Source organism: Streptomyces malachitofuscus, assembly GCF_055571035.1.
On record NZ_JBVIGA010000007.1, the window covers coordinates 51,393 to 65,764 of the forward strand.

Annotated in this window: 10 protein-coding genes; 7 read left to right on the top strand and 3 right to left on the bottom strand. The window is 72.1% G+C overall.

Going from position 1 to position 14,372, the window contains the following annotated elements; all coding sequences use genetic code 11:
• Positions 1-56: 56 nt before the first annotated feature.
• Both ACZ44S_RS12305 and hflX read left to right on the top strand, forming a co-directional pair.
• Entirely contained in the window at positions 57-1,589 is a 1,533-nt protein-coding gene (locus ACZ44S_RS12305) for a M1 family metallopeptidase (protein WP_466927583.1), read from the top strand.
• 156 nt (positions 1,590-1,745) lie between these two features.
• Entirely contained in the window at positions 1,746-3,239 is a 1,494-nt protein-coding gene (gene hflX / locus ACZ44S_RS12310; protein ID WP_466927584.1) for a GTPase HflX, read from the top strand.
• Positions 3,240-3,317: 78 nt separating this feature from the next.
• Here hflX and ACZ44S_RS12315 read toward each other — a convergent pair whose 3' ends face one another.
• A complete protein-coding gene (locus ACZ44S_RS12315) occupies positions 3,318-4,523 on the bottom strand; it encodes a trypsin-like serine peptidase (RefSeq protein WP_466927586.1) in 1,206 nt (401 codons plus the stop codon).
• A gap of 110 nt (positions 4,524-4,633) precedes the next feature.
• Positions 4,634-5,854: a trypsin-like serine peptidase gene (locus tag ACZ44S_RS12320; protein ID WP_466927589.1), complete on the bottom strand. Its 1,221-nt coding sequence runs from the start codon at positions 5,852-5,854 to the stop codon at positions 4,634-4,636.
• 364 nt (positions 5,855-6,218) lie between these two features.
• Between ACZ44S_RS12320 and ACZ44S_RS12325 the strand changes: the two genes are divergently transcribed.
• The 4 genes from ACZ44S_RS12325 (at position 6,219) to ACZ44S_RS12340 (ending at position 12,166) form a co-directional block, all read left to right on the top strand.
• Positions 6,219-7,367, top strand: coding sequence for an aminotransferase class III-fold pyridoxal phosphate-dependent enzyme (locus ACZ44S_RS12325; protein WP_466927591.1), 1,149 nt, complete (start codon positions 6,219-6,221; stop codon positions 7,365-7,367).
• Positions 7,368-7,574: 207 nt separating this feature from the next.
• A complete protein-coding gene (locus ACZ44S_RS12330) occupies positions 7,575-9,479 on the top strand; it encodes an IucA/IucC family protein (RefSeq protein WP_466927594.1) in 1,905 nt (634 codons plus the stop codon).
• The gene (locus tag ACZ44S_RS12335; RefSeq protein ID WP_466928075.1) at positions 9,374-10,045 is read left to right on the top strand and encodes a GNAT family N-acetyltransferase; all 672 of its coding nucleotides are present in this window, start codon (positions 9,374-9,376) and stop codon (positions 10,043-10,045) included. The genes ACZ44S_RS12330 and ACZ44S_RS12335 overlap by 106 nt, the downstream gene beginning before the upstream one ends.
• Before the next feature lie 126 nt (positions 10,046-10,171).
• Positions 10,172-12,166, top strand: coding sequence for an ATP-dependent DNA helicase (locus ACZ44S_RS12340; protein ID WP_466927597.1), 1,995 nt, complete (start codon positions 10,172-10,174; stop codon positions 12,164-12,166).
• 187 nt (positions 12,167-12,353) lie between these two features.
• Here the strand turns inward: ACZ44S_RS12340 and lexA are convergent, their stop codons facing one another.
• Positions 12,354-13,133: a transcriptional repressor LexA gene (lexA, locus tag ACZ44S_RS12345; RefSeq protein ID WP_190165069.1), complete on the bottom strand. Its 780-nt coding sequence runs from the start codon at positions 13,131-13,133 to the stop codon at positions 12,354-12,356.
• Between the two features lie 518 nt (positions 13,134-13,651).
• Between lexA and nrdR the strand changes: the two genes are divergently transcribed.
• On the top strand, positions 13,652-14,218 hold the full coding sequence (gene nrdR, locus ACZ44S_RS12350) for a transcriptional regulator NrdR (RefSeq protein WP_190165068.1): 567 nt from the start codon (positions 13,652-13,654) through the stop codon (positions 14,216-14,218).
• Positions 14,219-14,372: the final 154 nt, after the last annotated feature.

A 14,372-nucleotide genomic window follows, 5' to 3' on the forward strand; every position in this document is an offset into this window, starting at 1 on the left:
GTGGGCCGAAAGCGCGCCGTCGCCGCAGCGTCCGCGCGCGCTGATAGCCGTGGGACATGCCGCTCACCCCGCACCCCCTCGCTCCCCGCCGAAGGACGGCCACGGCGCTGCTTGCCTCAGCCGTCTCCGTCTGCCTGCTCGCCGCGAGTGCCCCCGCCGAGCCGCTCGGCATCGGCGACCGCCTCTTCCCCCACCTGGGCAACCCCGGCTACGACGTGCTGTCGTACGACCTCTCCCTCGGCTATCCCGGCCGCAACGACCGGCCGCTCGAGGCCGTCACCACCATCGACGCCCGCATCACCGCCGACCTGGACCGGATCAACCTCGACTTCACCCATGGCACGGTCCGCTCGGTCGACGTCGACGGCCGCCCCGCCGCCTTCAGCGGCGCCGGCGAGGACCTGGTGATCACCCCCGAGGACGATCTCGACGAGGGCGAGTCGACGCGGATCACCGTCCGGCACACCAGTGACCCGGTGCCCGGGGACCGCGAGGGCGGCTGGGTGCGCACCGCGGACGGCCTCGCCATGGCCAACCAGGCCGACGCCGCCCACCTGGTGTTCCCCTGCAACGACCACCCCTCCGACAAGGCGCTGTTCACCTTCCGGATCACCGCCCCCGACGGCCACACGGCCGTCGCCAACGGTCTGCCGACGGGCGTGGACCGCAGGAAGGGGGCCACCACATGGACGTACCGGACGGCGCACCCCATGGCGACCGAACTCGCCCAGGTCTCCATCGGTCGCTCGACGGTGGTGCACCGCACCGGCCCGCACGGTCTCCCCCTGCGGGACGTCGTCCCCACCGAGCACCGCGCGCAGGCCGAGCCCTGGCTGGCGAGGACCCCGGCCCAGATCTCCTGGATGGAGGAGAAGGCCGGGCGCTACCCCTTCGCGACCTACGGCCTGCTCCTGGCCGACGCGACCACCGGATTCGCCCTCGAGACCCAGACGCTCTCCCTCTTCGAGCGTGACCTGTTCACCGACCCCGCCCTCCCGGACTGGTACGTCGAGTCGATCATGGTGCACGAGCTGGCCCACCAGTGGTTCGGCAACAGCGTCGGGCCCCGCACCTGGTCCGACCTGTGGCTCAACGAGGGGCACGCCACCTGGTACGAGGCGCTGTACGCCGAGGAGAAGGGCGGACGATCCCTCGAGGCCCGGATGAGGGCCGCCTACGAGGCGTCCGACGGCTGGCGCGCGGCAGGAGGACCGCCCGCCGCGCCCAAGCCCCCGGAGCCCGGCCGCAAGATCGGCATCTTCCGGCCGAACGTCTACGCCGGCGGCGCGCTCGTCCTGTACGCCCTGCGCCAGGAGATCGGCCGCGCCGCCTTCGAACGCCTGGAACGCGAGTGGGTCACCCGCCACCGCGACGGCACGGCCTCGACCTCCGACTTCGTCCGGCTGGCCTCCGACGTCGCCGGACGCGACCTGACCGGCTTCCTGCACCCCTGGCTCCACGGCACCACGACTCCGCCGATGCCCGGCCATCCGGAATGGCGGGCCGCCGCCCGTGACGCGAAGCCCGCCCGCCGCCCGGTCCCCTCCGCGCACCGGCCCGTGCATCGAGCGGACGCAGGCCGGGAATAACACGGTGACGAGACGGGCCGTACCGTGCGACCATCGTCGAGTCCGCACCCCACGGGACACGGGAATCTCCCGGACCCCCCGGACGTTGTGGACAGTGACGGAGGGTCTTCTGACCGGCTCCGTCGCCACCCGAGACACCGACGACGTAAGGACCCAATGACCTCCTCTTCTTCCCCTTCCCAGGACACCAAGCGCTTCGCGCACACCCACCCCGAGGGTCTTCGGGCCGATGCCCTGATGGAAGAGGACGTCGCCTGGAGCCTCGAGATCGACGGAGAGCGGGACGGCGACCAGTTCGACCGCTCCGAGCGTGCGGCGCTGCGCCGTGTCGCCGGCCTCTCCACCGAGCTCGAGGACGTCACCGAGGTCGAGTACCGGCAGCTCCGCCTGGAGCGCGTCGTGCTCGTCGGCGTGTGGACCTCGGGCACCGTGCAGGACGCGGAGAACTCCCTGGCCGAGCTCGCCGCCCTCGCGGAGACGGCCGGCGCCCTCGTCCTCGACGGCGTGATCCAGCGCCGCGACAAGCCGGACGCCGCCACCTACATCGGCTCCGGCAAGGCCGAGGAGCTGCGCGACATCGTGCTCGACACGGGCGCGGACACCGTCATCTGCGACGGTGAGCTCAGCCCCGGCCAGCTCATCCACCTCGAGGACGTCGTCAAGGTCAAGGTCATCGACCGCACGGCCCTGATCCTGGACATCTTCGCCCAGCACGCCAAGTCCCGAGAGGGCAAGGCGCAGGTCGCGCTCGCGCAGATGCAGTACATGCTGCCGCGGCTGCGCGGCTGGGGTCAGTCGCTGTCCCGGCAGATGGGCGGCGGCAAGGGCGGCGGCCTCGCCACCCGTGGTCCCGGTGAGACCAAGATCGAGACGGACCGGCGGCGGATCCGCGAGAAGATGGCGAAGATGCGCCGGGAGATCGCGGAGATGAAGACCGGCCGCGAGATCAAGCGCCAGGAGCGCAGGCGCCACAAGGTGCCGTCCGTGGCCATCGCGGGCTACACCAACGCCGGCAAGTCCTCGCTGCTCAACCGCCTCACGGGCGCGGGCGTCCTGGTCGAGAACGCCCTGTTCGCGACCCTCGACCCGACCGTGCGCCGGGCCGAGACCCCGAGCGGCCGGCTGTACACGCTCGCCGACACGGTCGGATTCGTCCGGCACCTGCCGCACCACCTGGTCGAGGCGTTCCGCTCCACCATGGAGGAAGTCGGCGACGCCGACCTGATCCTGCACGTGGTCGACGGTTCGCACCCGGTCCCCGAGGAGCAGCTCGCCGCCGTGCGCGAGGTGATCAGGGACGTCGGCGCCACCGACGTACCCGAGATCGTCGTGATCAACAAGGCCGATGCGGCCGACCCGCTGACCCTTCAGCGGCTGCTGCGGGTGGAGAAGCGCTCCATCGCGGTCTCGGCCCGCACCGGCCGGGGCATCGAGGAGCTGCGCGCGCTCATCGACAACGAGCTCCCCCGCCCGTCGGTGGAGATCGAGGCACTCGTGCCGTACACCCGCGGCAAGCTGGTCGCCCGCGCCCACGACGAGGGCGAGGTGATCTCCGAGGAACACACCCCGGAGGGCACCCTGCTCAAGGTCCGGGTGCACGAGGAGCTGGCGGCGGAACTCACGCCGTACGCGCCCACCCCGGCCGGCTGATCACTCCGGCAGTACGACGAAGGCCCGCCCTCTGTCCACGGCAGGGGGCGGGCCTTCGGCATGCAGGGCGCGTGCGGATCACTGACCGCCGTAGGTCTTGCTCATGTTCTGGTACAGCGCCTCGGCGTCCTCGCCCAGCTGCGGGCCCGCCAGCCAGGTGTTGTCCGTCGGGCCGATCGAGGTGTTGGAGACCAGCACCGTCTCGCCGTCGCGCACCCGGAACCAGCCGCCGCCGGAGGAACCGCCGGTCATCGTGCAGCCGATGCGGTACATGGACGGCAGGTCCGAGGCGAGCGAGAACCGGCCCGGCGCGTCGAGGCACTTGAACATCTGCAGCCCGTTGTAGGGCGGCGCGGCCGGGTACCCCCAGGCGCCCATCCGGCCCGCCTCGGCCGCGGACGGGGCGGAGAAGTCCACGTCGAGCGCGGCGCCCACCGTCTCCTCCAGCGACTTGCTCCCCTGCTCCGGCTTCACGTGCAGCACGGCGTAGTCGTACGCGGCGCCGTCACCGCCCGTCTCCGAACCTCCCTGGATCCAGCCGTTGGACGTCGACGCCCAGTCCGCCCACCAGTTGCCGTACGGGGCGATCTCGGAGGCGCTCGCGTTGCCCAGGTCCCCCTCGGACGTGCCGAGGTCGTTGTAGGCCGGGACGAAGACGAGGTTCCGGAACCAGCCGCCGTTGCCGCCGGCGTGCACACAGTGCCCGGCCGTCCAGACGAGATTGGACTTGCCCGGGTGGTTCACGTCCTTGATGACCGTGCCGGAGCAGACGGCGGGGCCCTCGGGGGAGTCGAAGAACACCTTGCCGACCGGCGCCGCGTTCTCGTGGTACGGCGTCTTCTCGGCCTCCGCCCGGACCGGGGCGGGCTCCGGGTCGCTGAGCCCCTGGGCCGCCGAGGCGTCCTTGGTGGTGACGTGCTTGTCCGCCTCCTTCGCGGACTGCATCCGGTCGGGCTTCCACAGGCCCTCGATCACCGGGTTGACGAAGTCCTCGGCCTCACTGAGCCACTTGTCCTTGTCCCAGTCCTGCCAGCCGCCGTTCTTCCACTTGTCGACGTCGATCCCGTGTTCCTTGAGCCTGTCCGCGATGCCGGACGGGATCCGCACACCGCCGCTGTCGGCCGCCTGCGACGTGGTGGCGTCGGGCTTGTCGCTCGCCTTGTCCTTCTCGGAACCGCCGCACGCGGTGGCGGTGAGCGCCAGGGCGGCGACCAGTCCGGTGGCTGCGAGGACGGTGCGACGCCGTCCTCGTCCGCGTGGAGCGGACATACGTGTGGAACGCATGGTGCTGTGACCCCCGTTGTGTGCTGATGAATGGCGTGCCGCGCACGCGTGTCCCGCTCGGGCGGGGCGCCCGGCCCGGGTGCGCGGCGCCCCCGGACCGGACGAGCCGGTCACTGCCCGGTGAACTTCTCGCTGACCGCCTCGTACACGCCCTTGGCCTCGTCACCCAGCCGCGGGCCGGCCAGCCAGCCCGACGTCACCGGGCCGATGGAGGTGTTGGACACCAGTGCGGGCTTGCCGTCCGAACCCGTCGCGACCCAGCCGCCACCGGACGAACCGGCCGTCATGCTGCAACCGATGCGGTACATCGTGGGGTCGGAGGCGCTGATCGACAGCCGGCCCGGCTTGTCCGCGCAGCGGTACAGCGTCTGACCGTCGTACGGCGCAGCGGCCGGGTAACCGATCGCGGTCATCTCCCGCACCTTCGACACGGCGGGGGCGTCGAAGTCCACCGGCAGTGCCGCACCGACCGTTTCCTCCAGCGACTTGCCGCCGCTGCCCTTCTCCGGCGTCACATGCAGGACCGCGAAGTCGTACGAGGCGCCGTCACCGCCCGTGGCGCCGCCCTGCTCGATCCACTGGTCCGAGGTCTGCACCCAGTCGCCCCACCAGACACCGTGCGGAGCGATCTCCTCCTTGGGGGCGCTCTCGAGCTCCTTCGCCGACTTGCCGGAGTCGTTGTACGACGGCACGAACGCGATGTTGCGGTACCAGCCGCCCTTCTTGCCGGCGTGCACGCAATGGCCCGCAGTCCACACCATGTTGGACTTGCCCGGGTTGGCCGGGTCCTGCACCACGGTCGCCGAGCAGACCATCGTCCCCTCGGGAGAGTCGAAGAAGACCTTGCCGGCCGTAGGGGCGTTGGCGTGGTACGACGGCGGAATCGCCTGCGCCTGCACCGGTTCCGGGGTGGGATCGGTCACGCCCTGGTCACCGGAGATGTCGCTCTCGTCGACGCCCTGGTCCGGTTCCTCGGCGTCCCGCATGCGGTCCGAGTCCCACAGGCCCTCGATGATCGGGTTGACGAAGTCCTGGGCCTCGCGCAGCCAGTCGTCCTTGTCCCAGTTCTTCCAGGCGCCGTTCTTCCACTTGTCGATATCGATCCCGTGCTCCTTGAGCCGGTCCCTGATGTCGTCCGGGATCTTGAGCTTGCCGTCGTCGGCTGCGGCGGTCGCCGAGGTGTCGGCGCTCGCGTCCGTGTCGCCCGAGGCGCAGGCGGTGGCGGTGAGGGCGAGCGCGGAGGCGAGCGCGACGGAGGCCAGAACGGGGGAGGTTCTGCGCCGTGCCCTCCCCTCTCGGCGGGTGGTGGACGACGGCCGTATGGATCGCATGATCTGACTCCCCCTGAAATGAACGAACTTGGCGCTGTCGCCGTCTGTACACCCGGAAACGTGGGGAGTTCACGGGAGCCCCGACGGCCTGCGGGAACGGCACCACACACTATGCGCTCGCTGTGGGGGACGTCCGACGGAACGGCAACGGTTCGGCTACAAGCCACCTGACCAGGACAATCGTCCGGAGATCAGCCGATTTGAGGCCGCCGCGGGGCGTGAGCCGCCGGCCGCGCTCCCGCCGACCCCGGAGCCACCCGTAACCCCGTGGGCGGACCGGGGTTGGTAGCGGTGGGGGGCCGCAGGTCGCGCGCGGTTCCCCCTGCCCGTGGTACGGCGCGAGCACGGTGAGGGACGGAGGACGGTGGCGGAGCCGACGTATGAGGGACCGGAGGCCGGGACCCTGCCGATCGTCCCCGTGAGAGCACGGGGGATGACCGTCGAGGGTGCGGACGGCCGCCGTTACCTGGACTGCCTCTCCGGCGTGGGAACCCTCGCCCTCGGGCACAACCACCCCGTGGTGCTCGAGGCGATGCGCCGCACCATCGACTGGGGCGCACCGCTCCACGTCTCCGACGCGGCGACTCCGGTACGGGACGCCTTCGTCGCAGAACTGTCCCGGACCCTCCCTCCGGGGCTCGCCGAGCGTGCGCATGTGCGTTTCTGCGGAGCGGCCGCCGGCGACGCCAGGGCGACCGCGCTGCACGCCGTGCGAGCGGCGACCGGCCGCGTCGACGTTCTGGAGCTCACCGACGCCCTCTTCTGGAGCGGAGGGGAGCGCGCAGCCGGCGGAGCGCTCACGGAGCCGGAACACCACTCGCCGCGACCCGCGGTCGCCGACGAGACCCTGACGGGGCTCGGGCGGACCGGCGCCTTCTGGGCCGTGGAGCACTCCGGCGTCACACCCGACGCGATGGTGCTGTCCGCGTCCACCGGGGGCGGTCTGCCCCTGGCCGTCGTGGTCCACCGGGACGACTTCGACGTGCGAGACGGCCCGCGCCCCCACACGGGCAACCAACTCGCCATGGCGGCGGGCACCGCGACCCTTGCCCATGTGCGGGAGAACCGCCTCGCCGACCACGCGGCCGCACTGGGCAGCCGCATGCTGTCCCGGCTCCGCGCGCTCGCCGAGGAGCTCACCTGCGTCCGGGAGGTGCGCGGGCGGGGGCTGCTGATCGGGGTCGAACTGGTGGACGCGGAGCGGGAGTGCGACGCCGGCCCGGAGCCGATGCCCCCGGCGGACGGCGGCGCCCGGCCGTGCCGGCCCCGGCCGGCCGCGCCGGGGCTCCCGACCGCTGTCCGGCGCGCGTGCCTGCGACGCGGTCTGATCGTCGACCTCGGCGGCCCCCGCGCGAACGTCGTCCGGCTGCTGCCACCGCTGACGATCACGGACGAACAGGCCACCGCCGTCCTGGACCGGCTCGCCGACGCACTCCACGCGGCGGCCCACGGGGAGTCTCCTGCTCCCCGCGGCGGCCGCGTCCGGGCCGGCCAGGGGGTGTCTGGCACATGAGCGCGGGAGAAGGAGCGGCGCCTGGTGCGTGCGATCGCAAGGCGCCGGAGCGCCCTCGTGGTTGAGCCACGCGGGCGTTTCGGCAACGCGGCGAGCGTGCGTGCCGGACGCCACGACGCCGCGGGCATGTGTCAGACACCCCCTACGACGCGAGCCGCGTCCCCGGACCGTACCGGAGACCACCCCGCACCCCCCACGAGGACCACCATGCACACCACCTCCGCACCGGCCGGCCGCGCGAGCTCCGCGGTCCCGCACCAGGAGACGATGCCGCCCGGAGCCCAGGGGCCCGGAGACACCGGTGTCCGTGCCCCGGACCCTGCCGATCCGCTCAGGACGGCCCAGGCCGCGGCGGTCGACAACCTGCTGCGCTGCTGGGTACGCGAAACAGGCATCCCCGCGCCGGACGGCGACATCCTGCGCATCGCCCTGCCCGCCGGCGGCACCGCCCTGTTCGTCCCCGTCCGGTACTGGTCCCCGACGGGCCTGCACCGATTCGGGCCACCCTGCCTGGCCGGGGCCCCGGAACCCGCCCCACCGGTCGACGCCGTCCTGCTGGCCGCCCTCCTCGCCAACGAGAACGCCGCCGGGGTCTCGCCGGCGCGCGCGGGTACGCAAGCCCCGCCGGTCCGGGACGGCGTGCGCCTCGCCCCGGCGCCTCTGCCGGCCGGGGCCTGTACCGATCTCGTCTCGCGTGTCGCCGACTCCGCCCGCCGAGTGGCCACCTTCGTCGCCGAGCGCCAGAAAGACCCGGCCGACCACCCGGACCTCTTCCTCGCCGCCGAGCAGGCACTCGTCCTGGGGCACCCGCTGCACCCGGACCCGAAGAGCCGCGAGGGCCTCACCGATGCCGAGGCGGAGCACTACTCACCCGAGCTGCGCGGCTCCTTCCCGCTGCACTGGATCGCGGTCGCCCCTTCCCTCCTCGCCGCCGACTCCGCCTGGACCGAGCGCGGACGCCCCGTCACCGCGCCCTCCCTCACCGCCCGGCTGGCCGGAACCGGGCTGCTGCTGCCCGACGGATACGCGGCGCTCCCCGTGCACCCCTGGCAACTGCGCCACGTCCGCCACCGCCGGGCGACCGCGGCCCTGCTGGACGCCGGACTGCTCCGCGACCTCGGCGGCCGGGGCGCCCCCTGGCACCCCACCTCCTCGGTGCGCACCGTCCACCGCACCGGCGCGCCGGCCATGCTCAAGCTGTCGCTGGCCCTGCGCATCACCAACTCCCGACGGGAGAACCTCCGCAAGGAGCTCCACCGGGGCGTCGAGGTCCACCGTCTGCTGCGCACCGGACTGTCCCAGCAGTGGCGCGCCGCGCACCCCTGCTTCGACATCGTCCGCGACCCCGCCTGGGTCGCCGTGGACGGCCCGGACGGCGACCCCGTCCCCGGGCTCGACGCCGTGATCCGGCACAACCCGTTCCGGCCGCAGGACGACGTCGTCTGTGTCGCCGGACTGCTCTCGCCGCGCCCCCGTCCCGGCGGCGGTGCCATGCGGTCCCGGCTGGCCGAGATCGTCACCCGCCTCGCCGCCCGTACGGGACGGCCGCCCGGTGCCGTCGCCGCCGAGTGGTTCCTGCGCTACCTCGAGCACGTCGTGCGGCCCGTGCTGTGGCTGGACGGAACGGCCGGCATCGCACTGGAGGCGCACCAGCAGAACACCCTGCTCCTGCTGGACGCCGACGGCTGGCCGGCGGGCGCCCGCTACCGGGACAACCAGGGCTACTACTTCCGGGCGTCGCGCCGCACGGAACTCGACGCGCGGCTGCCCGGCATCGGCGAGCACAGCGACACCTTCGTTCCCGACGACGTCACCGATGAACGCTTCGCCTACTACCTGGGCATCAACAACGTCCTGGGACTCGTCGGCGCCCTGGGCTCCCAGGGCCTCGCCGACGAACGGCTGCTGCTCGCGGCCTTCCGCCGTTTCCTCACCGGGGTCCGCGCCGGACCCGCCCGGACCCACGGCACACTGCCCGCCCGTCTGCTCGACTCCCCCCGATTGCGCTGCAAGGCCAATCTGCTGACCCGGCTGCACGGCCTCGACGAACTCGCCGGCCCGGTCGACACCCAGTCCGTCTACGTCACCATCGCCAACCCGCTGCACTCATGACCCCCGGCCACATCGCAGGCTGGGGCCCGGCCGGCACTCCCGCGGGCCTGTTCCGGCTCGTCCCCGTCCAGTTGGAACGGGATCTTCCCCTGCTCGCAGGGTGGATGAACGACCCGGCCGTCGCCGCGTTCTGGGAGCTCTCCGGGCCTTTGGCCCTGACGGCGGACCACGTGCGGGCCCAGCTCACCGGCGACGGCCGCAGCGTGCCCTGCCTCGGCGTCCTCGACGGTACGCCGATGAGCTACTGGGAGATCTACCGCGCGGATCTGGACCCGCTGGCCGGCCACTACCCCGCCCGGCCCCACGACACCGGCCTGCACGTCCTCATCGGCGCCCCGGGCGACCGGGGACGGGGTCTCGGCAGCCTCCTGCTCAGAACGGTCGCGGACCTTGTCCTCGACCACCGGCCCGCCTCACCGCGCGTCGTCGCGGAACCCGACCTGCGCAACACCGCCTCCGTCAGCGCGTTCCTGAAGGCGGGCTTCCGCTTCTTCGCCGAGGCCGATCTGCCCACCAAGCGGGCCGCCCTCATGATCCGGGACCGCTCCCTGCGCCGGCTGCTGTAGTGCCGGGCGCCCTCTCACCTGCCGTCCTCCCTTCCCTCCCGACCGAGGAGACCCCGTCTTGATCGAATCCCCGGCTCCCGCCGTGATCGCACGAATGTCAGTGCAGGGTCGTAGGGTGGTCGCGCTATGACGAAGCCCTCACTCCCCGAACTCCTGCATGCTGCCGTCACCGCTGTCGGCGGCACGGAGCGCCCCGGCCAGGTGACCATGGCCGAAGCCGTCGCGGAGGCGATCGACGACGGCTCCCACCTGCTGGTCCAGGCGGGCACCGGCACCGGAAAGTCCCTGGGCTACCTGGTGCCCGCGCTCGCGCACGGTGAGCGGGTGGTGGTGGCGACGGCGACCCTGGCCCTGCAGCGCCAGCTCGTCGAGCGGGACCTGCCGCGCACGGTGGAGTCACTGCATCCGCTGCTGCGCCGCCGCCCGGAGTTTGCGATGCTCAAGGGCCGCTCCAACTACCTGTGCCTGCACCGCCTCCACGAGGGCGTGCCGCAGGACGAGGAGGAGGGCCTCTTCGACCAGTTCGAGGCGGCCGCCCCCACCAGCAAGCTGGGCCAGGACCTGCTGCGGCTGCGCGACTGGTCGGACGAGACGGAGACCGGTGACCGGGACGACCTGACGCCGGGCGTGTCCGACCGGGCGTGGTCCCAGGTGTCGGTGTCGTCGAGGGAGTGCCTGGGCGCAACGAAGTGCGCCTACGGCGCGGAGTGCTTCGCCGAGACCGCCCGTGAGCGGGCCAAGCTGGCCGAGGTGGTCGTCACCAACCACGCGCTGCTGGCGATCGACGCCATCGAGGGCGCCCCGGTGCTCCCGCAGCACGAGGTGCTGATCGTCGACGAGGCCCATGAGCTGGTCTCCCGGGTCACCGGAGTCGCCACGGGCGAGCTCACCCCGGGACAGGTGAACCGCGCGGTGCGGCGCGCCGCGAAGCTGGTCAACGAGAAGGCCGCGGACCAGCTCCAGACCGCCGCGGAGGGGTTCGAGCGCCTGATGGAGCTGGCCCTCCCCGGCCGGCTGGAGGAGATCCCGGAGGACCTCGGCTACGCGCTCATGGCGCTGCGCGACGCCTGCCGCACCGTCATCTCCGCGATCGGCGGCACCCGCGACAAGTCGGTCCAGGACGAGGACGCGGTCCGCAAGCAGGCGCTGGCCTCCGTGGAAAGCATCCACGACGTGGCGGAGCGGATCACGAACGGCTCCGAATGGGACGTCGTCTGGTACGAGCGCCACGACCGCTTCGGTGCCTCCCTGCGTGTCGCTCCCATGTCGGTCTCCGGCCTGCTGCGCGAGAAGCTCTTCACCGACCGCTCCGTCGTGCTGACGTCCGCCACGCTGAAGCTGGGCGGCGACTTCAACGGCGTGGGGGCGTCGCTGGGACTCGGCGCCGAGGGGACAGAGGGGGACGACCTCCCGCAGTGGAAGGGCGTGGACGTCGGCTCGCCGTTCGACTACCCCAGGCAGGGAATCCTGTACGTGGCGAAGCATCTGGCGCGCCCCGCGCGTGACGGCGACCGCGCGGACATGCTGGACGAGCTCACGGAGCTGATCCAGGCGGCGGGTGGCCGCACCCTGGGCCTCTTCTCCTCGATGCGGGCCGCGCAGCTCGCCGCCGAGGAGCTGCGTTCCCGCATCCCCGAGTTCCCGATCCTTCTCCAGGGCGAGGAGACGCTCGGCGAGCTGATCAAGAACTTCGCGGCCGATCCGAGGACCTGCCTCTTCGGCACGCTGTCGCTCTGGCAGGGCGTCGACGTACCGGGTCCGAGCTGCCAGCTGGTGGTCATGGACAAGATCCCCTTCCCGCGCCCGGACGACCCCTTGATGAGCGCCCGGCAGAAGGCCGTGGAGGAGGCCGGGGGCAACGGCTTCATGGCGGTCGCCGCCACTCACGCCGCGCTGCTCATGGCGCAGGGCGCCGGCCGTCTGGTCCGTGCCTCCGGTGACCGGGGCGTGGTGGCCGTGCTGGACCAGCGACTGGCCACCGCGCGCTACGGGAGCTATCTGAAGGCTTCGCTGCCCGACTTCTGGTACACGACGGACCGGAACCAGGTCCGGAAGTCACTCGCCGCGATCGATGCGGCGGCGAAGCAGACGGAGGCCGAGGCACAGGCTCAGGCTGAGTGAGACGGTGGCGCGCCGTGTGCGGCGGCGTCACCGAACCGGTCGTCCTGTGACTGCTCCGCCAGGTGCGGGGTCCGTCACCGACGGTCCCGGCCCGAATCCGGACAGCACAGGACCCCGGAACCGGCGCAGGGGTCCCGGGGTCCGGTCAAGGGCGGGGCGGCGGGTCGGGGCCTGCCCCAGGCCGTGCTCAGACGCGGCGCAGAACGGCCACCACCTTGCCGAGAATGGTCGCGTCGTCGCCGGGGATCGGCTCATAGGCCGCGTTGTGCGGGAGCAGCCACACATGGCCGTCCTCGCGCTTGAAGCGCTTGACGGTCGCTTCGCCGTCGAGCATCGCCGCCACGATGTCGCCGTTCTCGGCGACCGGCTGGCGGCGGACGGTGACCCAGTCGCCGTCACAGATCGCGGCCTCGATCATGGAGTCACCCACGACCTTCAGCACGAACAGTTCACCGTCGCCGACGAGCTGCCGGGGGAGGGGGAAGACATCCTCGACGGACTCCTCGGCGAGGATCGGACCACCGGCGGCGATACGGCCGACCAGCGGCACGTAGGACGCGGCCGGCTTCCCGGCGGTGTCCGTGGGCTGCACGGCGGCTGCCTGGTCGGAGCCGCGCACCTCGTACGCCCGCGGGCGGTGCGGGTCTCGGCGCAGGAAACCCTTGCGCTCGAGGGCCATGAGCTGGTGTGCCACCGAGGAGGTGCTGGAGAGGCCGACCGCCTGGCCGATCTCGCGCATCGACGGCGGGTACCCCCGTCGCTGCACCGAGTCCCTGATGACCTCGATCACCCGGCGCTGCCGGTCAGTGAGCCCGGAGCTGTCCGCCCGGATGCCGGGAGGTCGGCCCGGCAGGGACCGCTTGGGCCCCTCGGGATTCGTGGCTTCGTTCATCGCATGCACCGGCTCGAGCCGGCCCTGGGAGCGGTCCTGGGCAGTGATGGCGGCACTGTCTGCGGTGGTGGTCACGTCGGCCCCTCTCGATGGTCTCCCTGCAGCACAACGGTAGATGCTTTCGAAAGGTTGCGCCAAACACACGTTCGAGTGAAAAATTGCGAATTGCTGTACGCAATCTCTCGCCGCCGTGTATTGGTCGCCACGCTTCCTGCCGGACAAACGGGCCCATTGTTGTACTCTCACCGCCGAGGCGACTCGGCCCCCGAGGTGCGGCCCCCCAGTCTGCCATCGGCCGCCGTCCGGCGCGGGGAGCGGGGCCGCTCTCTCCGGGAGCCGCACGCCCTCTCCTCCCCGCGGGCACCGCATCTCCCCGTCGCCCGGCGCCCCGGCCCGGTCCACGCGCGACACGCGTGCAGGGCATGAATGTATGAGCCAATCCCCACATCTAGTGGTTGGATTGCAGTTGCAGCCCAGAAGTTGTGGTCCCCCGGGTCTCGACGCCCTCCGCGATCGCCTATGCTGGTGCTGCTTCGTGAGGCCCGTGAGGCCCGACGAGGCCATTGAGTCTGCTGTGAGGAGGGTTGGAGTTCATGCACTGCCCCTTCTGCAGGCACCCCGACAGCCGTGTCGTCGACAGCCGTACGACCGACGACGGCACGTCGATCCGCAGGCGCCGCCAGTGTCCGGACTGCTCCCGTCGTTTCACGACCGTGGAGACGTGTTCGCTCATGGTGGTCAAGCGGTCCGGAGTCACCGAACCGTTCAGCCGCACCAAGATCATCAATGGTGTGCGCAAGGCCTGTCAGGGGCGGCCCGTCACCGAGGACGCCCTCGCCCAGCTCGGCCAGCGGGTCGAGGAGGCGGTGCGGGCCACCGGAAGCGCCGAGCTGACCACCCATGACGTGGGGCTGGCCATACTCGGCCCCTTGCAGGAGCTCGACCTCGTCGCCTACCTGCGATTCGCGTCCGTCTACCGGGCGTTCGACTCGCTCGAGGACTTCGAGGCCGCGATCGCGGAACTCCGGCGGGCGGAGCGGCCCGCCGCCGACGAGGGGGACGACGGGGGCGGCGACGGGGCCGGCCCGGGGAGCCAGGAAGACGACAGCGGGTCCGGAGGGGCCGAACAGGTCCCGGAACCCGCTCCCGCCGCCGGCTGACCGGCGGCCCGGCCCCGGACGCCAGGTGCGGGGTCCGGTCGGGCGGCGGCGATGAGAAGACCTGTTGCGGGCAGGTGAGTGGGTGCCCGCAGCATCAGACAGAACACCGTGCCACGGGAACAATCGGGGCACTTTTGGGCGTTTTCGCCCGTAC